The organism is Actinomadura latina NBRC 106108, assembly GCF_001552195.1.
In the GTDB taxonomy this organism is placed as follows: domain Bacteria; phylum Actinomycetota; class Actinomycetes; order Streptosporangiales; family Streptosporangiaceae; genus Spirillospora; species Spirillospora latina.
On record NZ_BCQS01000004.1, the window covers coordinates 74241 to 93310 of the forward strand.

At 74.0% G+C, this 19070-nt stretch carries 18 protein-coding genes; 9 read left to right on the top strand and 9 right to left on the bottom strand.

Annotation, left to right across the window (positions count from 1 at the left end; genetic code table 11):
* Positions 1–28: 28 nt before the first annotated feature.
* From AL2_RS06260 to AL2_RS06285, 6 genes are all read left to right on the top strand, one after another.
* A complete protein-coding gene (locus tag AL2_RS06260; RefSeq protein ID WP_067630632.1) occupies positions 29–670 on the top strand; it encodes a hypothetical protein in 642 nt (213 codons plus the stop codon).
* 73 nt (positions 671–743) lie between these two features.
* Positions 744–1655, top strand: a complete 912-nt coding sequence (locus AL2_RS06265) for an LLM class F420-dependent oxidoreductase (RefSeq protein ID WP_067630635.1) — start codon at positions 744–746, stop codon at positions 1653–1655.
* 303 nt (positions 1656–1958) lie between these two features.
* A complete protein-coding gene (locus AL2_RS06270; RefSeq protein WP_067630638.1) occupies positions 1959–2891 on the top strand; it encodes an ABC transporter substrate-binding protein in 933 nt (310 codons plus the stop codon).
* A 28-nt stretch (positions 2892–2919) separates the two neighbouring features.
* The gene (locus AL2_RS06275) at positions 2920–3990 is read left to right on the top strand and encodes a FecCD family ABC transporter permease (protein ID WP_174550818.1); all 1071 of its coding nucleotides are present in this window, start codon (positions 2920–2922) and stop codon (positions 3988–3990) included.
* Complete coding sequence (locus AL2_RS06280; RefSeq protein WP_067630642.1) at positions 3987–4757, top strand: ABC transporter ATP-binding protein; 771 nt, start codon at positions 3987–3989, stop codon at positions 4755–4757. Before AL2_RS06275 ends, AL2_RS06280 begins: the two co-directional genes overlap by 4 nt.
* On the top strand, positions 4754–5440 hold the full coding sequence (locus AL2_RS06285) for an adenosylcobinamide amidohydrolase (protein WP_312032900.1): 687 nt from the start codon (positions 4754–4756) through the stop codon (positions 5438–5440). Before AL2_RS06280 ends, AL2_RS06285 begins: the two co-directional genes overlap by 4 nt.
* A gap of 110 nt (positions 5441–5550) precedes the next feature.
* On the opposite strand, the gene AL2_RS06290 is transcribed toward AL2_RS06285, so the two are convergent.
* Positions 5551–6855 carry a hypothetical protein gene (locus AL2_RS06290; RefSeq protein WP_067630649.1) on the bottom strand — a complete coding sequence of 435 codons (1305 nt, stop codon included), beginning with the start codon at positions 6853–6855 and terminating at the stop codon, positions 5551–5553.
* A 77-nt stretch (positions 6856–6932) separates the two neighbouring features.
* Positions 6933–8483 (bottom strand): AMP-binding protein, encoded by a 1551-nt coding sequence (locus AL2_RS06295; protein ID WP_067630652.1) that lies wholly within the window; start codon positions 8481–8483, stop codon positions 6933–6935.
* 218 nt (positions 8484–8701) lie between these two features.
* Between AL2_RS06295 and AL2_RS06300 the strand changes: the two genes are divergently transcribed.
* Positions 8702–10804: a vWA domain-containing protein gene (locus tag AL2_RS06300; RefSeq protein ID WP_067630655.1), complete on the top strand. Its 2103-nt coding sequence runs from the start codon at positions 8702–8704 to the stop codon at positions 10802–10804.
* Between the two features lie 14 nt (positions 10805–10818).
* Here the strand turns inward: AL2_RS06300 and AL2_RS06305 are convergent, their stop codons facing one another.
* Positions 10819–12024: an RNA-guided endonuclease InsQ/TnpB family protein gene (locus AL2_RS06305; protein WP_067630658.1), complete on the bottom strand. Its 1206-nt coding sequence runs from the start codon at positions 12022–12024 to the stop codon at positions 10819–10821.
* 126 nt (positions 12025–12150) lie between these two features.
* Here AL2_RS06305 and AL2_RS06310 point away from each other — a divergent pair, with 126 nt between their 5' ends.
* Positions 12151–13338: a zinc-dependent alcohol dehydrogenase gene (locus tag AL2_RS06310; protein ID WP_067630661.1), complete on the top strand. Its 1188-nt coding sequence runs from the start codon at positions 12151–12153 to the stop codon at positions 13336–13338.
* Between the two features lie 97 nt (positions 13339–13435).
* Positions 13436–13822, top strand: coding sequence for a nuclear transport factor 2 family protein (locus tag AL2_RS06315; protein ID WP_067630664.1), 387 nt, complete (start codon positions 13436–13438; stop codon positions 13820–13822).
* A gap of 11 nt (positions 13823–13833) precedes the next feature.
* On the opposite strand, the gene AL2_RS06320 is transcribed toward AL2_RS06315, so the two are convergent.
* From AL2_RS06320 to AL2_RS06345, 6 genes are all read right to left on the bottom strand, one after another.
* Positions 13834–14250 carry a nuclear transport factor 2 family protein gene (locus AL2_RS06320; RefSeq protein WP_067630667.1) on the bottom strand — a complete coding sequence of 139 codons (417 nt, stop codon included), beginning with the start codon at positions 14248–14250 and terminating at the stop codon, positions 13834–13836.
* Positions 14251–14260: 10 nt separating this feature from the next.
* Positions 14261–15067, bottom strand: coding sequence for a UbiA prenyltransferase family protein (locus AL2_RS37270; protein WP_067630670.1), 807 nt, complete (start codon positions 15065–15067; stop codon positions 14261–14263).
* Positions 15068–15129: 62 nt separating this feature from the next.
* Positions 15130–16302 (bottom strand): cytochrome P450, encoded by a 1173-nt coding sequence (locus AL2_RS06330; RefSeq protein ID WP_067630673.1) that lies wholly within the window; start codon positions 16300–16302, stop codon positions 15130–15132.
* A 9-nt stretch (positions 16303–16311) separates the two neighbouring features.
* Positions 16312–17517: a PucR family transcriptional regulator gene (locus AL2_RS06335; protein ID WP_067630676.1), complete on the bottom strand. Its 1206-nt coding sequence runs from the start codon at positions 17515–17517 to the stop codon at positions 16312–16314.
* 11 nt (positions 17518–17528) lie between these two features.
* Positions 17529–18566 (bottom strand): polyprenyl synthetase family protein, encoded by a 1038-nt coding sequence (locus AL2_RS06340; RefSeq protein ID WP_067630679.1) that lies wholly within the window; start codon positions 18564–18566, stop codon positions 17529–17531.
* A 64-nt stretch (positions 18567–18630) separates the two neighbouring features.
* A partial coding sequence (locus AL2_RS06345; protein WP_245666393.1) for a PEP-utilizing enzyme occupies positions 18631–19070 on the bottom strand: 440 nt, incomplete at its 5' end.

Consider the following 19070-nt stretch of genomic DNA (forward strand, 5'->3'; position numbering starts at 1 on the left):
ACGCAGTGCGTCTAACGGAGGATGGATCATGACCGTCGACCTGCGAACCGCCCGGCGTTCGCTGCACGGGGTGGCGGAGCTGGTGCTCGCCGGGCCTCAGTACCGGCAGAGCGGGACGATCCGGCTGAAGGTGGTCCCGGGCGGCTTCGGCACCGTTCAGGACCCCGAGCTGCGCGTGACCGGGACGGAGCTCGTGTGCGGCGACCGGGAGATCCCGCTGAACGGCGCCACCTGCCGGGAGCTGGCCACGGCGGCGGACACCGAGGCCGGGGCGGCCCAGGACCTCTACAAGGACGGCAGCGGAGTCGGCCCCGACGACACGCTGGGGATCGACGCTGAGGCCGCGCACCGCATCCACGAGGCGTTCGGCCGCGGAAACGAGGCTCTCTCCAGGTTCGCTCCGGAGATCACGCCCGTGCTCTGGCCGGAGCACTTCGACCTGGGCATCAGCTTCGACCAGGTCAATTACGGCGTGTCCCCCGGCGACTCCCACCTGGACGAGCCCTACGCATACGCCGGGCCATGGGAGCCGCGCCAAGGAGCGTTCTGGAACGCCTCTTTCGGTGCGGCACGGCCCCTGCGCCTGCTGCCCGGCGCCACGGCGCTGTTCGACTTCTTCATGGAGGCCAGGGACAGGGCCGCCCACGACCGGCCGCGAAGTCCGCAATGATCTTCGTGCCGCCTGACGGGCATCACGCGGCGGCTGTGTAAGGATCGGGTTACACGGTTCTAGGGAGGTCGTTGTGCGGGTTGGTGTTCTGCTGAACGAGCGTGGCGGGGCGGACGCGCTCGGCAAGCTGGCGGACGACGTGCGGCGCGCCGCCGACGACGGGTTCCCGTCGGCCTGGATCTCGCAGATCTTCGGCATGGACGCGCTCACCGCCCTCGCCGTGGCGGGGCGAGGAGTCCCCGGCATCGAGCTGGGCACCGCGGTCGTGCCGACGTATCCGCGCCATCCGGCCGTCCTGGCGCAGCAGGCGCGGACGGCCGCGCTGGCCCTGGAGGGACGGCTGACGCTCGGCATCGGCCTCTCCCACAAGATCGTCATCGAGAACATGTACGGGTACGACTACGCCCGTCCGCTCCGGCACATGGACGAGTACCTGTCGGTGCTGTCCCCCCTCCTCAACGGGGAGAACGCGTCCTTCAAGGGCGAGACGCTGCAGGGCGACATCGGGCTGAGCGTCCCGAACGAGGGGCGTGTGCCGCTCCTCCTGGCTGCGCTCGGGCCGAAGATGCTGAAGCTGGCGGCGGAGAGGGCGGACGGGACGGTCCTCTGGATGACGGGTCCCGTCACCGTCCGGGACCACATCGCCCCCACCATCACAGCGGCGGCCAAGGCGGCCGGACGCAAGGAACCCCGGATCGTATGCGCCCTGCCCACGTGCGTCACGAGCGACCCCGAGCGCGCGCGGGCGCGGGCTGGCCAGACGTTCGAGATGTACGGGCACCTGCCGTCGTACCGGGCGATGATGGACCGGGAGGGCGTGGACGGCCCCGCCGACCTCGCCGTCGTCGGGGACGAGGACACGGTCGCGGCCAAGCTGGAGGAGCTGGCCGAGGCGGGCGTCACCGATTTCGTCGCCGCCGAGTTCATGCCGAGCGAGGACCACGAGCGCACCCGCCGGTTCCTCAAGTCCGCCGCGGCGCGATGAGCTCGTAGAGGTTGCCGCTGGAGTCGGAGAAGTACAGGCCGCGGCCGCCGAGCGGACAGGCTACGGCGAAGTGAGTCGTCACTCCGCAGACCCGGACAGATCGGGATTGGGTGCCTGATACCGTTGCGGTGCTGCGCGCCCAGGAGCGAAGTCCGGTGTGATCCCGGCGCTGTCCCGCAACTGTGGTGCCCCTCTCGAAGTGGCCGAGCCAGGTCGCCTCCTTAGCGCGCCGACGATTATCGACCTCGTGGAAGGGCGATCCGTCATGGGCGGACGCGGCTTCCTGGCAGCCTGGAGGCTCCTGTGAGACCCGTACGTACTCTCGGCGCGGTGATGGCGATCGGCGTCGCCCTGGTCACGGCCGCATGCGGCGGTGACGGCGCGGACGACGCCAAGGACGGCGCGGCGAAGACCGTCACCGTCCAGGCCGCGAACGGCGCGGTGACCGTCCCGGCCGGGCCGAAGCGGATCATCTCGCTCGCTCCCACCCACACCGAGACGCTGTTCGCCATCGGCGCCGGATCGCAGGTGGTGGCGGTCAGCGACTACTCGAACTACCCGGCGAACGCGCCGCGCACCAAGCTGTCCGGCTTCAAGCCGAACGCCGAGGCGATCATCGCCTACAAGCCGGACCTCGTCGTCGTGTCCGACGACCTGAACGGCGTCGTCAAGGCGCTGGAGAAGGTGAAGATCCCCGTCCTGCTGGAGCCCGCCGCGACGAAGCTGGACGACGCCTACGACGAGATCAACGACCTCGGGCAGGCCACCGGCCACGCCGCCGAGGCCAAGAAGCTCACCGACGACATGAAGGCCGAGATCGAGAAGACCGTCGCGGCGTCGTCCGAGGCCATGTCGTCCAAGAAGCAGGACCTGACCTACTACCACGAGCTCGACAGCCAGCTGCACTCGGTGACCTCCAAGACGTTCGTGGGCCAGGTGTACGGGCTGTTCGGCCTGCGGAACGTCGCCGACGAGGCCGACAAGGCGGCCGGCGGCTACCCGCAGCTGTCCCGCGAGTACCTGCTCAAGCAGGACCCCGACCTCGTCTTCCTCGCCGACACCAAGTGCTGCGGCCAGAACGCCGCGGCCCTGGCCAAGCGTCCCGGCTGGTCCGGCCTGGACGCGGTGAAGGGCAACGACGTCGTCGAGCTCGACGACGACATCGCCTCCCGCTGGGGGCCCCGCCTGCCCGAGTTCGTCAAGGCGATCGGCGACGCCGTCCAGAAGGTGCAGTGACCGGGGCACCGCCGGTGGACGCCCGCTCATGAAGCTCATGCGCCGGACGGCCGCCGGCAGGCGGGCCGACGGGTCCCATGCCGCGTTGCGGCCGCTGCCGCTGGCGGTGGCGGTCGCGCTGCTCGCCGCGACGCTGCTGGCGGGGGTGCTCGTGGGCGCCGCGGGGCTCCCCGTCGGCGGGGTCCTGAAGGCCCTCGCCGACAAGATCCCGTTCGTGCGCGTCGACTCCGGGTTCGGGGTCATCGACGAGAGCGTGCTGTTCGAGCTGCGGGTGCCGCGCGCCCTGATGGCGGCGCTGGTCGGCGGGATGCTCGCCATGGCCGGCGCCGGCTATCAGGGCGTGTTCCGCAACCCGCTCGCCGACCCGTACCTGCTCGGCGCGGCGGCGGGCGCCGGGGTCGGGGCGACGCTGGTGATCGTCCTGGTGCCGGGCGATCCCGGCTACGGCGTGCCGCTCGCCGCGTTCGCGGGCGCGATCTGCGGCGTCCTGCTCGCCTACCTGCTGGGCCGGACGTCGGGAAGCAACGGAGCGGCGACGCTGGTGCTCGCCGGGGTGGCGGTGTCGTCGTTCCTGGCCGCGGTGCAGACGTTCCTCCAGCAGATGAACGCCGAGGATCTGCAGCGGATCTTCTCGTGGATCCTCGGCGGGGTCGGGTCGGCGGACTGGCGCCAGTTGCAACTTGTCGCCCCTTACGCGCTCGTCTCGACCGTGGTCCTGCTGGCGCACGGCCGGCTGCTGGACGTGCTGAGCGTCGGGGACGAGGAGGCGGCGAGCCTCGGGCTGTCGGCGTCGCGGGTGCGGCTGACCGTGCTCGTCGCGGCGTCGCTGGCGACGGCGTCGGCGGTGGCGGTGAGCGGCCTGATCGGGTTCGTCGGCATCGTCGTGCCGCATGTGGTGCGGCGGCTGGCGGGCGGCTCGTACCGGGTGGTGCTGCCGCTGTCGCTGCTCGGCGGCGCGGCGTTCCTGGAGGTGGTCGACCTGGTGGCGCGGACGGTGATCAGCCCCGGTGAGCTTCCGCTCGGCGTGGTGACGGCGTTCGTCGGCGGGCCGTTCTTCGTGGCGGTGCTGCGCGCGTCCCGCAGGCAGGTGGAGACGTGACCGTCAAGGTGCGGAACCTCGACGTGTCGCTCGGCGGCCGCCAGGTGCTGAAGGGCGTGTCGCTGGACGTCCCGGCCGGGTCCTGGACGGCGGTCATCGGGCCGAACGGCGCCGGGAAGTCGACGCTGCTGCGCGCGGTCCTCGGCCTGGTCGGGTCGCACGGCGAGATCAGCGTGGCCGGCGCCGACCTCGAGCAGCTCAAGCCGCGCCAGCGCGCCCAGATGATCGCCTATGCCGCGCAGAGCCCGAACCTCCCCGCCGGCATGACGGTGTTCGACTACACCCTCCTCGGGCGTTCCCCCTACATCCCGCATCTCGGGCGGGAGAGCGCCCGCGACCGCACCATCACCGGGGACGTCCTCGCCCGCCTCGGCCTCACCCCCTTCGCCGCCCGGCCCCTGGACCACCTCTCCGGCGGTGAGCGGCAGCGGGTGGTGCTGGCCCGCGCCCTCGCGCAGCAGACGTCCGTCCTGCTGCTGGACGAGCCGACGACCGCGCTCGACATCGGCCACCAGCAGCAGGTGCTGGAACTGGTCGACCAGCTGCGGCTGTCCGACGAGCTGACCGTGGTGACCACCATCCACGACCTGACCCTCGCCGGGCAGTACGCCGACGCCCTCGTCCTCATCTCCGGCGGCCGGGTCGCCGCGGCGGGCGCGCCCGAGCAGGTCCTCACCCGGGCGGTCGTCGAGAAGCACTTCGACGCGCGCGTCCACGTCAGCACCGGCCCCGGCGGCCGGCCGATCCTGTCATTGGAGCGTCCGTGAACCTGGAGACGGTGTGGCGCGAGGAGGACGGGAAACGCCTCGCCGCGACGGTGTGGCGGGCCGGCGGCGGGCACCGGATGATCTCGTCGGCGATGCTGGGCGGCGGGATCGGCCCGGCCCGGTGGGTGCTGAACGCGCAGGTCGCGGGCGCCTATTCGCGCACCGACCCGGTCGTCCACCTGACCGAGCTGGCCGCGTCCTACGGGCTGGACGGGCCGGGCGTCGGGATGCTCACGGCCGCCTCCGTCTCCCGCACGATGCGCGGGGACGCCGAGGGCGTGCGCGTGTCGGCGACGGTCGGGCTGCGCGTCCCGACCTGGGCGGCCTCCCCCGCCGGAACCCCGGACCCGGAGCTGGCGCCCCTGGACGGGAAACCCCGGCCCGCCTGGACGCCCGGCACGATCAACATCGTCGTCGCCGTGCCCGTCCCGCTGAGCGACGCGGCCCTGGTGAACGCCGTCATCACCGCGACCGAGGCCAAGACCCAGGCGCTCCTGGAGGCGGGCTTCCCGTGCACGGGCACTGCGTCCGACGCCCTCTGCGTGGCGGCCGCCACCGGCGGGGAACGAGAGATCTTCGCGGGGCCCCGCTCGGCGTGGGGCGCACGGATCGCCCGCGCCGTCCACGCCGCCGTCCACGCCGGAGCGCTCGACTACGCCCATTACCTGGAGTCCCGCGACTAGCACCGGCCGCCGTACCACCCCGGTGCGGTACGACGGCCGGTCTCAGGGCCAGTGCAGTGTGGGGGTTGGGCCTCACCTCCTACTTGTGCGTCACTCCGCCGGCGTGACCGTCAGCCGGCGTGGGGAAGGCGATGTCCATTGCGGTCCGGATATCCGCCGCCGCCGAACGGACCCGTGCGGTTCAGGGGGTCGGTGGCGAGCGGATCGCCGCCGTCCAGCAGCGATCCGCCCCGCGCCCCGTTCACCGGCCCGTTCATCGGGGGAAGCGCGTGCAGCCCGGTCGGCGGCTCCCGGTCGACGGCCGGGCGCGGCCCGGTGTCGTGGCGGTCGGTCAGCGCGGTGAGCGCGTCGACGCGGCGGCGGGCCCGGTCGGCCTCGGAGCGCGCTGCGTCGCGTTCGGCGGTCAGCGCCCGCACCGCCGCGCGCAGCTCCTCGGCCGTGCGGGACAGCTGCCAGTTGTGCTGCTCCAGCTCGCGGGCCCGCGCCTGGATCTGGTCGCGGTCGGCGACGGCCTGGCCGCGCTTGGCCTCGGCGTCGCGGACGGCGGAGCGCAGATCGTCGGCGGTGCGCTTGGCGGCGGCGGCCTCGACGCGCTGCCCCTCGACCAGCGTCTCGGCCTCCGACACCCGCCCGTGCAGGGAGACGAGCTCGGACCGGGCGCTCTCCAGCGAGGCGAGCAGCTCGCCCTCGCGGGACGCGACGCGGTCGCGCTCGCGTTCGGCGGCGATGCGGGCGGCCTTCGCGCCCTCCGCCTCGTCCCTGGACTGCTCGGACTCCGTCCGCGCGGCGTCGCGTTCCGCGGTGAGCCGGTCGGCCGTCGCGCGGGCGGACGCGGCCTCCTGCTCGGCGGCCTCCGCGCGGGCGCGGGCGGTGGCGGTCTCCCGCCACGCCAGCTCGGCCTGCTGCTGGGAGGCGTCCCGCTCGCGCTGCGCGATCGCGATGTGCCCGGCCGCCTCGGCGCGGGCGTCGGCGACCCGCCGCTCGACGCCGGCGACGCTCAGCTCCGACATCAGCGACCCGGCGAGCCGGTCGGCGACGCCCTCCAGCCGGTCGACCATCTCCCACGCCCATGCGACCTGCCCGGTCAGCCCCGGGGACTCCACCCCCCGCTCGCGCGCCTCCAGCGCGGCCCGCTCGCACGCGCCGTCGCCGTCCTGGCAGTAGCGGACGGTGCGGGCGCCGCGCACCGGCTGCGGCACGGGCCGTCCGCAGCCGGCGCACGGCCAGACCGCGACCGGGTCACCGAGGCGTGCGATCCCGGCGCGGTCGTCATCGGCGGCCGCGGGCCCGCCGCCGGACGCGGCCTCCTCCTCGGCGTAGGCGGCCGGGTCGGTGATGACGGGAAGGTCGGTCTTCGTCGGGGCGGCGGAGGTCGAGGCGACGTCGTCGAGCGGGGCGACCTTCTGGTCCTTCATGTGCCGTTGTACGCACGGGTCCCCGGAGGCGTTCGACGCTTCCGGGGACGAGTTGCGTCCCGCTCGCCCCGGAGGGCTCAGCCCGGCTGTTCCCGCAGGTAGTCCTCGCGGACGCGGCGCCGGCTGAGTTTGCCGGACGGGGTGCGCGGCAGCGACTCGCGGAACTCCAGCCGCCGGGGGTGCTTCAGTTTCGCCAGCCGCGGCCCGCAGAACGCGAGCAGTCCGGCGGCCAGCTCGTCGCCCGCCTCGGCGCCCTCGGCGGGTTCGACGAGGGCGACGACGCGCTGCCCCCAGTCCTCGTCCGGGACGCCGATCGCGACGGCGTCGCCCACCGCGGGATGCTGCAGCAGGACGGACTCGATCTCGGCCGGGTAGATGTTGACGCCGCCGGAGATGATCAGGTCGGTGCGCCGGTCGCTCATGAAGAGCCAGCCGTCGGCGTCGAGGTGGCCGAGGTCGCCGGGCGTGTAGTAGTCGCCGCGCATCGAGGCGGCGGTCTTGTCCGGGTCGTCGTGGTACTCGAAGCCGGGCTGCCCGCTCGCGTAGATCAGGCCCGTCTCCCCCGGCGGCAGCTCGGCGCCCTCCGGGTCGAGGATCTTGATCTGGACGCCGTCGACCGCGCGTCCGACCGTGCCGGGGTGGGCGAGCCACTCGTGCGGGGCGGCGACCACGACGGGGCCGCTCTCGGTGGAGCCGTAGTACTCGTAGAGGACGGGCCCCCACCAGTCCATCATCCGCTGCTTGGTCTCCACGGGGACGGGCGCGGCGGTGTGGAACACCTGCCGCAGCGACGACAGGTCGTACTTCGCCCGGACGCCGTCCGGCAGCCCGAGCATGCGGTGGAACATGGTCGGCACCATCAGCGAGTTCGTGACGCGGTGCCGCTGGATCAGCTCAAGGGTCTGCTCCGGCTGGAAATGACCGGAGATGACGACGGAGTGGCCGAGGCTGAGCGCCATCAGCGCGTGGACGCACGGCGCCGAGTGGTACAGCGGGCCGACGACGAGGTGGACCTCGTCGTCGCCGGGTTCGAGGCTCAGGTGCCGCATCAGCGTCTGCCGCATGACGTCGAACAGCAGCTCGGGCGGGATGTCCATGAGCGGGCGCCGGACGCCCTTCGGCCGTCCCGTCGTCCCGGACGTGTAGAGCATGACCGAGCCCATCTGCCGCTTGGCGGGCGGGTCGGCGCTCCCGTTGGAGCACAGCTCGTCCAGCGGCCGGAAGCCCTCGGCCGGGTCGGCGCTCACCCGTCCCTCCGCCGGGACGCCGGCCTCGTCCGCCGCGGCCGACACCGCGCCGGCGAACGCGCTCTCGGTGACGACGGCCTTGGCGCCGGAGTCGGCGAGGATGTAGCCGATCTCGGGCGTGGTCAGGTGGCGGCTCACCGGGACGAGGTAGAGCCCCGACTGCATCGCCGCCAGCATCACGGTCAGGAACTCGCGGCGGTTGCCGAGGACGGTCGCCAGCACGTCGCCGGGACCGAGACCGATGTCGCCCAGCGCATGGGAGAGGCGGTTCGCCTGGGCGTGCAGCTCGCCGTACGTCACCGGTTCGCCCGGGGCGAGCACGGCCGGACGGTCCGGGTCGTTCTGTGCGATCTGGTAGAAGCCGACACCCTCGACACCCATACGGCATCTCCTCTGTCCGGGACTGGCGGCCGGGCGACCTCGGGTCCCATCTGACCCGCCTTGCTGGCGGTCCGTCAAGACGCTCGGCCGCGCGGCCGCCGCAAAGATCGACCGGCCCCGGTCAGCGAACTCTCCTGACTGCGACGGTCCGGTTACGTACCATGAGGTGTCAGTGCCGGGGGGCCGAGAAACGAGACCTACACGGCGATGGGGCGTGCATGACGGGACCGCATGGCGGCGGAGGCGACCGGGCACGCCCGCCGGAGCGACAGGACGGCCTGCCCCAGTGGCTCCGCAGGTTCCTGCAGGTCATGTTCCTCGATCTGTGCTCCACCGTCATCGTCAGCATCGGGGTGACGCTCGTGCACGGCGCCTTCTGGCTGAACGCGGCCGTCACGCTGCTGGTCGTCGGCGTGCTGACGGCGGCCCTTCTCACCTTCTACCCGGACACGGCGCACGACGTCCTGGAACGCGTGTCGAGGACGCTGCGGTGGGGCGGCGCGACCCTCGGGTGGGGGCTCGCCGGCGCCGCGGTGATGGCGCTGATCCTGCTCGCCGGCAGCGGCGTCCACCGGCTCCGCGAACACGCGAGCTCCTGCGGTCAGCCCCTTGACCTGCGTGTCCTCACCGCACCGGAGACGCTCACGCCGCTGCGCGCCGCCGCGGCCGAGTTCGCGAACGACAGCGAGGACCGCGGCTGCCGCAAGTACAGCGTCACCGTCGTCCCGGAGGCCGGGCCCGTCCCGCTGTACGACGGGTTCCGGCTGCTGTGGCGGCGCAGCGAGGCGGCGGACGCGGGCCACGCCGACGACCAGCAGCTGTTCGGCCCGCAGCCCGACATCTGGATCCCGTCGTCGACCGCTGAGTACGACTTCGTCCCGAAAGGCCCCGGCCAGACCGCCGCGGCCGGGATGGGGGCGGAAGGGCCGTCCGGCAAGGGCGACCCGGTCTTCCGGGTGCACGGCTCGGCCGGGTCGTCGCCGCTGGTGCTGGCGCTGTTCACCAAGGCGCACGAGTCCGTCGCCGACCCGATCGCGGCGCCGATCGCGCCGAGCACGGCGGCGCTGCTGAAGCGCATCGCGGACGCGGGAGTGAAGCTGGACGCGATCGCCCGTCCCGTCCCGGAGACGTCGGCGGCGGCGCTCGCCGTCACGCCCGCGCTGTACGACGGGACGCCCGGCGGCGACGCGGAGGACGAGCGGTTCGCCGAGCCCGCCGACCTGGTGGCGCCGGACGCGGTGTCGCTGCTGTGCCGGTTCCGGGAGCGGGCCGCCGCGCAGGACTCCGAGCCCCCGGACGACATCGCCGTCGCCGTGCCGGAGCAGGTGCTGCACGACTACGACATGGGGCGGCCGCTCGGCGACCGCTGCGGCGCCGTCGACCCGGACGCCGCCCAGTACGCGAAGTGGCGGCTGAACCCGTACTACGCGACCGACCTGCCGACGCTGGACTACCCGTTCGTCCAGGTGCGGTGGCGCGGCCAGGACACCCGGGAGCGGGACGCGGCGGTCACCGCGTTCCGCCGCTGGCTGGACCGCAGCCCGCTGACCCTGCAGGGCTTCCGCGACGACCGCGGCGTCATCCCGCCCGCCCGCGAGGGCGACACCCGGCACTACTTCCTGTCGCGGCTGCAGGGCATCGTCGGCAACCGCGTGATGCCGACCGTCATCGGGCTGCCGCCGCCGGAGGCGGTGCAGGACACGCTCGACCGGATCGGCGCGGCCCGTCCGCGGACGTCGGTGTCGCTGCTGCTGGACGTGTCCGGGTCGATGGGCGGCGCGGCGCAGGCCCGCGGCGGTTCCCGGCTCGCGCGCGGGACGTCCTTCCTGCGCAGCCTGGTGTCGCAACTGCAGAGCAACGACCGCGTGGGGCTGCAGGTGTCGTCGGCGACGGCGTCGCCGAGCAGCTCCGAGACGTTCGGGCACGTTCCCCAGGACGCGGCGTCCCCGGAGCAGAAGAACGCGGTCATGAGCCGGCTGCAGGCGGTCGCGTCCGGCGGGGCGGACCAGCCGCTCAGCGACGCGATCGCGGCGGCCGATCCCGGGCCCGGCAGGCAGAACCTCGTCCTCGTCACCGACGGCCAGATCCCGGCCACCAATCCGGGGCTCGGGTCGCGGGTGAGGTGGCTGTCGGGCGCGTTCCGCGAACGCCATCCGGAGCTGCGGCTGACCGTGGTGCTGACCGGCCCGGCGACGTGCGGCTCCTCGCCGGTGAAGGAGATCGTGGGCGCGCTCGGCCCGGAGGACGGCGGGGGCTGCGTGGCGCTGACCGAGGCGCCCGAAGCCGAGCAGGCCGCCGAACTGCTGTCGGAGCTGCGTTGACTTCCTCCCCACGCCTAAAGGCGGGGGATTCCAACCGTCGCCGGTTGGGTTTCCTGCTTCGTCGCCGTCTGCCCGCTCGGCTTGCGCCGTTTGGGTCTTACGTCGGCTCCACAGGCCGTGACCGCCAGCCCGGCGGCCAGAATGTTCTTCGCGGCGTTGACGTCGCGGTCATGGCGGGCGCCGCACCCGCACTCCCATTCCCTCACCTCGAGGGGCATCGCCCCGGCGACCGTCCCGCACGCCCCGCACAGCCTGCTGGAGGGGAACCAGCGGTCGATCACCACCAGTTCGCGGCCGTACCAGTCGGCCTTGTACTCCAGCATGGCCCGCAGGTCCCGCCACGCCGCATCCGAGATAGCGCGGGCCAGGGAATGGTTGCCGACCATGCCCGCGACGTTCAGGTCCTCGATCACGACCACTTGGTTCTCGTGGACGAGCCGAGTCGACAGCTTGTGCAGGAAGTCCCGCCTGCGGTCGGTGATCCGCGCATGGATCCGCGCGACCCGCACTCTGGCCTTCTCCCGGTTCTTCGACCCCTTGGTCTTGCGGGCCAGGTCTTTCTGCGCGCGGGCCAGGCGTTCCCGGTCGCGGCGCTCGTGCCGGGGGTTGGTGACCTTCTCCCCGGTCGACAGCGTCACCAGCGACCTCACCCCGGCGTCGATGCCCACGGCCGTCTCCACCGGGTCCAGGCGGGCGATGGCGTCCTGGCACAGCAGGGACACAAACCACCGCCCCGCCGCGTCACGCGACACTGTGACCGTGGACGGTTCGGCGCCCTCGGGCAGCGGCCGGGACCACCGGATGTCCAGCGGCTCGGACATCTTCGCCAGCCTCAACCGGCCGTCCCGCCACGTGAACGCCGACCGCGTGTACTCCGCGCTCTGCCGGGACTTCTTCCGCGACTTCAAGCGCGGGTAGGCGGCGCGTCCGGCGAAGAAATTGGTGAACGCGGTCTGCAGGTGCCGCAGCGCCTGCTGCAGCGGCACGCTCGACACCTCGCCCAGGAACGCCAGTTCCCCGGTCTTCTTCCATTCGGTGAGGAGCGCGGAGGTCTCCACGTAGGAGACGCGGCGCTGCTCCGAATACCAGGCGCGGGTGCGTTCCTCCAGCGCCCTGTTGTACACCAGCCGTGCGCAGCCGAACGTGCGGGACAGCTCCGCCGCCTGCTCGCCCGTGGGATAGAAGCGGTACCGGAAAGCCCGCTTCACCTGCCGCGCCATACCTCACATCCTATCCTCCCGCCGGTGAGGTTCGCCCACATGTTCGAGGTGACACCCGGGCATCGCGCGGGGGCGCGTTTCCTCCCCAGGGCTAAAGCCCGGGGTCTCCACACTCAGGAGCTTTAGATGAAGGCTGTCACCTGGCACGGCAAGCGCGACGTCCGTGTCGACACCGTGCCCGACCCGGAGATCAAGGAACCGAACGACGCGATCATCAGGGTGACATCGTCCGGCATCTGCGGGTCGGACCTGCACCTGTACGAGGTGCTCGGGCCGTTCCTCGGCGAAGGCGACATCCTCGGCCACGAGCCGATGGGCATCGTCGAGGAGACCGGCCCGGACGTCACGCACGTCAAGCCGGGCGACCGCGTGGTCATCCCGTTCAACATCTCCTGCGGCCACTGCCACATGTGCACCATGCAGCTCTACGCGCAGTGCGAGACGACGCAGGTCCGCGAGCACGACTCGGGGGCGGCCCTGTTCGGCTACACCCGGCTGTACGGGCAGGTGCCCGGCGCGCAGGCCGAGTACCTGCGCGTCCCGCAGGCGCACTTCGGGCCGATCAAGGTGCCGGAGGGGCCGCCGGACGAGCGGTTCGTCTACCTGTCGGACGTGCTGCCGACCTCGCGGCAGGCCGTCGACTGGGCCGCCGTCCCGGAGGGCGGCACGGTCACCGTGCTCGGCCTCGGCGCGATCGGCCAGATGTCGGCCCGGATCGCCCGCCACCTCGGGCACCGCGTGATCGCGGTGGACCTCGTGCCGGAGCGGCTGGAGATGGCGCGCCGGCACGGCATCGAGGTGATCGACGCCGATGACACCGACGACGTGCCGGACGCGGTCCGCCAGCTCACCGGGGGCCGCGGCACCGACTCGGTGATCGACGCGGTCGGCATGGAGGCGCACGGCTCGCCGGGCGCCAAGCTCGCGCAGACGCTCACCGGGCTGATGCCGGGCAACTCCGCCGCGCCCGTGATGCAGCGCGTCGGCGTGGACCGGCTCGCCGCGCTCACCACCGCGATCGAGATCGTCCGCCGCGGCGGGACGATCTCCGTCATCGGCGTGTACGGCGGCATGACGGACCCGCTGCCGATGCTCAAGATGTTCGACAAGGGCATCGGGCTCCGGATGGGCCAGGCGCACGTCAAGAAGTGGATCGACGAGCTGATGCCGCTCGTCGCCGACGACTCCGACCCGCTCGGCGTGATGGACCTCGCCACGCACCGCTGGCCGCTGGAGAAGGCGCCGCGGGCGTACGAGATGTTCCAGAAGAAGCAGGACGGCGCGATCAAGGTGCTGCTGCGGCCCGGCGCCTGACACCGCCGCGTCGTGACCGCGGCCGGGCCCCGCTCCCTCTAGGCTTTCGCCACGTCCTCACGGGCGAGCCGATGACCCGAGCCTGGAGGTGGGCCCGATGCACCCGTTCCGCGCGGCCATTGAGAAGGGCGACATCGACGCCCTCCCGGCGCTGCTGGCCGAGGACGTCACGTTCCTCAGCCCGGTGGCGTTCGCGCCGTACGAGGGACGGGCCGCGGTCACCGCGATCCTGCGCGCGGTGACCCGGGTGTTCACCGGCTTCCGCTACGTCCGGGAGATCGGCGACGGCCGCGACCACGCGCTCGTCTTCAAGGCGCGGGTCGGTGACCGCGAGGTGCACGGCTGCGACTTCCTGCACCACGACGACGCCGGGCTCATCGACGAGTTCTGCGTGATGGTGCGGCCGCTGTCGGGCGCCCGCGCGCTGGCGGACGCGATGGCGGTGGAGTTCGAGAACGTCCGGCGGGAGATGGGCCTGGCCTGACGCGCGCCGCCTCAGCCCCGGTGCGGCCGTCCCCCGTGCGGCCAGCCTCCGTACGGCGGTACCGCCCGGCCGGGCTCGCCGTGCCAGTACTCGTGCAGCGCGCGGCACAGGCCGTCGCCGCCGAACCAGAGGGTGACGCATCCGGCGGCGGTGCGGGGCGTCCCCTCGGACGGGTCGTGCAGGACGCACCACCATTCCAGCGCGGCCCGCCGCCCGGCCACGAGCGGCTCGCCGAACCAGATCAGCGGGTCGCGCTGCCGGCCGAGCGTCGCCGCCCAGTGCGCGCGGATCGCGGCGCGCCCGACGCGGGGGTCGCCGAACGGCCCCTGCCGGTACCGGGCGTCCTCGGCGAACAGCGCGGCGATGGCGTCGGCGTCGCGGTTCCGCCAGCCCGCCTCCAGCCGGTCGATCCATCCGGTGACGTCCATGGTCCTCCTGTCATCGGGCGAGTCCGAGTGCCAGCCAGCTCGCGAAGGCCAGCAGCAGGTAGGCGGCGGTCGCGGGGCGCGGCCACCGCGGCAGCCCCCGCGCGAACCGCCACGCGGCGAGCAGCGGGACGGCGAGCGGGACGGCCGCCCACCAGGCGGGTCTCGCGAACGCGGCCAGCAGCACCGCCGAGAGCGCCGGCGCGGTGAGGGCGAGCGCCAGCGTCCCGGTGAGGCCGAGCACCGTCACGTAGGTCCGCTCGCCCGCGCGCGGCGCCCGCGTGATCTTCCCGGCGGGCTCGGCGTGGCCGGCCGCCAGCACGGCCACGATCACCGCGACGAGCCCGTACCGGTCCGGGCCGTGCCCGGCCGAGTCCAGGTAGCCGGCGTAGAGGTAGAGGTGCAGCAGTACGGGCGCGGGCAGGCTCACCAGCAGGCCGGCGAACAGCCGGTCGGCCGAGGGCCGTCCCCACCGCCGGTGGACTCCGATGGCCGCGGCCGCGTACCCGAGCTGGACGAGCAGGACACCGGCCCGCCACGGCCACGCCGCGTTCATCGCCAGGATCACCACGGCGCCCGCGCCGTACAGCACGGCGAGGTCGCGTACCCGCACCGCACCGGACGCCAGCGGACGCCCCGGATTGAACCGCCGGTCGTAATCGAGGTCGCGGATGTCGTCCAGAGCCCGCATGAGCAGCAGGTCGACGAAGAGCGTCCCCGCCGCGACCGCCGTCCCGCCCCCCGGCCGCCACCCGGAGCCCGAGGGATCGACGGCGGCGAACAGCCCGGTCACCCCGTACGCCCACAGCGATGCGAACACGGCGGATGGCAAGGGCGGATGACTTCCCCGGACGAACCGCCCGAGTCGGGCTACCCCTCCCCTCATCGCGTCGCCTCGTCCGGCCAGGTGAGCGGGAGCTGCCAGATGCCGCGCATGAACATGCGGTCGCGCCAGGCCAGGTGGGCGGGGTCGACGGCCAAGGCGAGGTCGCCGAAGCGGTGGAGGAGGGCGGCCAGGGCGATCTGCAGCTGGGCGCGGGCATGGTGGGCGCCCAGGCACCTGTGGCGGCCGTGGCCGAACCCCAGGTGCGGGTTCGGGGAGCGGGCCGGGTCGAACACGTCGGCGGCGGGGAAGGCCGCCGGGTCGCGGTTGGCGGCGTCGGTGAGCGGGACGACGACGTCGCCGCGGCTGAGGGCCGTCCCGGCGAGTTCGGCGCCTGCGAGCAGGACGTGCGGCCGGCCACCGGTGCCGGCGAACCAGACCCAGCGCAGATACTCCTCGACGGCGGACGGGATCAGGGACGGGTCGGAGCGCAGCCGGGCGGCGAGCCCCGGACGCGAGACCAGGTCGAGGACGCACGCCCCCAGGAAGGTGGACGTGGTCTCGCCGCCCGCCATCAGGAGCCCGAACCCGAACACGATGATCTCTTCGTCGGACAGGCCGGAGCCGTGCACGAGCTCGGTGAGCAGGTCGTCGCCGGGAAGCGCCCGGCGGGCCGCGACCTGCTCGGCGAAGTAGCCGTGCATGCCCTCGTGCGCCGCCCTGACCTCGGTGTCCGGGTGGTGCCCGGCCGACATCATCGCGCTCACCCAGGGCAGCAGCAGGCCCAGGTCGCCGGCGGGGACGCCGAGCATGCCGCAGATGACCGCGTACGGGAACGGCGTCGCGAACCCGGCGACCAGGTCGGCGGGCGGGCCGTCCGCCGCCATCCCGTCCAGGAGGCTGCCGGCGAGCGCCGCCATGCGGGGGCGGTCCGCCTCCGCGCGGCGGGCCGTGAACCGCCCCTGGACGGCCCCGCGGCGGCGGGTGTGCGTCGGCGGGTCGCTGGTGACCAGGGCGAGGGACGCCGGGGTCCGGGCGAAAAGGGTGCCGCCGTGCCACGCCTCCCGGCTGAACCGGGCGCCGGACAGGACCGCCCGGACGTCGGCGTGCCGGGTGACGAGCAGCGCGTCGCGGCCCGCCACCGCGGCCGGGACCAGCGGGCGCTCGCGGAGGCGACGCAGGTGGCCCGCGTCCAGCGGGACGCCCGGACGGTGCGGCAGGGGGAAGTCCATCGGTCTCCTTCAGGCGCTCAGCGGCGGCGGCAGGGAGGTCTCCTCGGCGCGGCGGCCGCCGCGCTCCGCGCCCGGGACGCGGCCGGTCGTGAGGCGCGCCGAGGTGAGGGCGGCGCGGAACAGCTGGATGCCGCGCGCCGAGCTGGGGTCGACGCCGGACAGGTCCCGGATGCGGTCCAGCCGGTAGTGCAGGGTGCGGCGGTGGATCCACAGCTCCCGGGCGGCGCGCTCGCGGTCGAGGTTGCAGGCGAGCAGCACCTCCAGCGTCCGCCGCAGGTCGGTGCCGGCGTCGAGCGGCTTCAGCACGGCGGCGAGCCGGGCGCGGATCGCGGGCTGCTCCAGGATCGCCAGCTCGACCAGCAGCTCGTCCGCGCGGTAGGGGCGGTCCTCGGCGTCGGGGATGGCCTTGGCGACGGTCAGCACCCGGGACGCCTCCTCCAGCGCGTCGGGGATGTCGGCGAGCCCGCGCCGGAACGCCTCCGCGGCGTGCACCGGGCCTGCGAGGGAGGCGGTGAACTCGGCGGCCCTGTCCTCGGCGCGCAGCGGGTCGGCGGCCGGGAAGAGCACGATGAGGCCGGAAAGGTCGCCGGAGTACAGGACGCCGTCCCAGGCGTCCAGGCGCTCGCTCGCCCGCTCCCAGCCGGCGGCCGCCGCGGGCGCCTCGCACAGCAGCACGAGGTAGGCGGGCGCGAGCCGGACGCCGGCCGCCTCGGCGATGATGCCCGCGGGCGCGCCGTCGATCAGGGTCTCGGCGAGCAGCCGGCGCAGCGGCCGCGACCGGCTCCCCTCGCGGGGCGCCTCCGCGTACCCCTGGATGCACGCCTCCCGCGCGCCGATGGCGAGCCGCGCCGCGTGCGCGGTCAGCTCGGCGAGCTCGGCGAAGCAGGCGGCGGGCGCGATCGTCCAGCAGGTGCGGGCGGCGGCGGCGAGCGCGAGGTCCCACACCTCCGACAGCACCGGCAGCGGGATGGCCTGCCGCGCGGCGAGGACGCCGAGGTCGCGGAAGCGCCCGAGGTCCTCGCCGGGCAGCGGCTCGCCGGTGAGGACGAGGGCGATGAGGCGGGTGCAGGTCTCCCCGCGCCCGCCGAACATCGGGCCGGCGGCGCGCCGGATCGGCAGGTAGGCGGGGTGCCCGTGCAGGGCCTCGCCGATCGCGGCGGCGACCCGCGGGCCGTTGGAGATGAGGATGTCGGAGAGTCCGCCGGGAGCGGTCATCGCGTCCTCTCCTAGGCCACGGCCAGACGGAACCCGGGCATGTGGCCGACGGTCTCGTCGACCAGCCCGTGCAGTTCCCGGACGAAGCCCGGCTCACCGCCGAGGAGGCCGAGGGTGCCGTGCGCGCGCTCGACCAGCGGCGCGACGGAGGCGGCGCAGGCGTCGACGATCTCGCCGTCGAGCATCCAGGCGGTCAGCTCGGCGCGCGCGGCCGCCGAGTGCCGGGCGTCGGCGTGCAGCGCGAGCGCCTCCCGGCGCCGCCCGGCGGGCAGCGCGGACAGCAGCTGGACGAGCAGGTAGGTCGCGGTGCCGTTGGCGAGGTCCTCGTGCCGGCCGGACGCGAGGTCGCGCCGGTCGTTGACGAGCTGGCGCAGCACGCCCAGCGACCGCCCGAACGCGCGCCAGCGGGCGACGCGGGCGCCGTCCGCGCCGGCCAGGCACCCGGCCGCCGCGGCGGCCATCGCGTACGGAGCGCCGGTCTTGCCCTCGTAGCTGCGCAGCACGGACGCCGGCGTGGCCGCCGCCGCGCGGCCGGTGAGGTCGCGGAGCTGGCCGTCCACGGCGTCCAGCCAGCAGCGCGACAGCTCCTCGCCGAGCGCGGCGCGGGTCGTGGCGGTCACCGGCAGGCCGGCGAGGAGCCGGGCGGGCAGGTGGCTGCCGACGGCGAGCGCGGTGAGCACCTTCGGGCCGGCGGCGGCCCCGGGCGCGCAGGACGAGTCGGTCAGGTCGTCGAGGTACCGCGCGGCCGCCCACCAGAGCAGGTGGACCACCGCGATCGGCGCGGCCGGCCCCGGCTCGCCGGTCTCCGCGCCGTGCACCATCAGCGGCAGCGTGATCATCCCCCGCATGCCGGGACGCGAGCCCTTGGCGCGGACGAGGTCGAAGAACTCCAGCAGGAACTCCGACATGGCGCCGCCGACCATCTCCCGGCCCTCGTCCAGGCCCATCGCGCGGCCCTCGGCGAGCAGCTCGCACAGCCGCGCGATCTCCACCTCGATCTCGGCGATCGCCCGTTCCTGGGCGGCCCTGCCGAACGCTCCTTCGTCCACGTGCCAACTCCTCTGGTGCTGCGGGGTGTGTGCGGGCCGCGCCGGTGGCCGCCGGCGGGCCCCGTCATCGGCGGGCGCGGTCCTCGCTCCACCGTCCGGTCAGGACCCGGACCGTGCCGGCGCGCCCGTCCAGCTCGATCCACGCTCCGTCCGGGATGCGGTCGACGGCGCCGCCGACCGCGACCGCGGCCGGCACGCCGAGCAGCCGTCCCGTGACGGCGGTGTGCGAGAGCAGGGTGCCGCGCTCGACCACCAGGCCGGACGCGGCGATCATGAGGGAGAGCCAGCCGGGGTCGGTCTCCCGGGCGACGAGGATCCGGCCGGCGCAGTCGGCGGGCGGGATGCCGGGATCGAGGACGATCTTGGCGCGCCCCCGGACCGTCCCGCCGCTCGATCCGAGGCCGCGCAGGACGTCGCTGTCCGAGCGCATGGGATCGCTGTCCGAGCGCATGGGATCGCTGTCCGAGCGCATGGGATCGCCGTCCGAGCGCATGGGATCGCCGT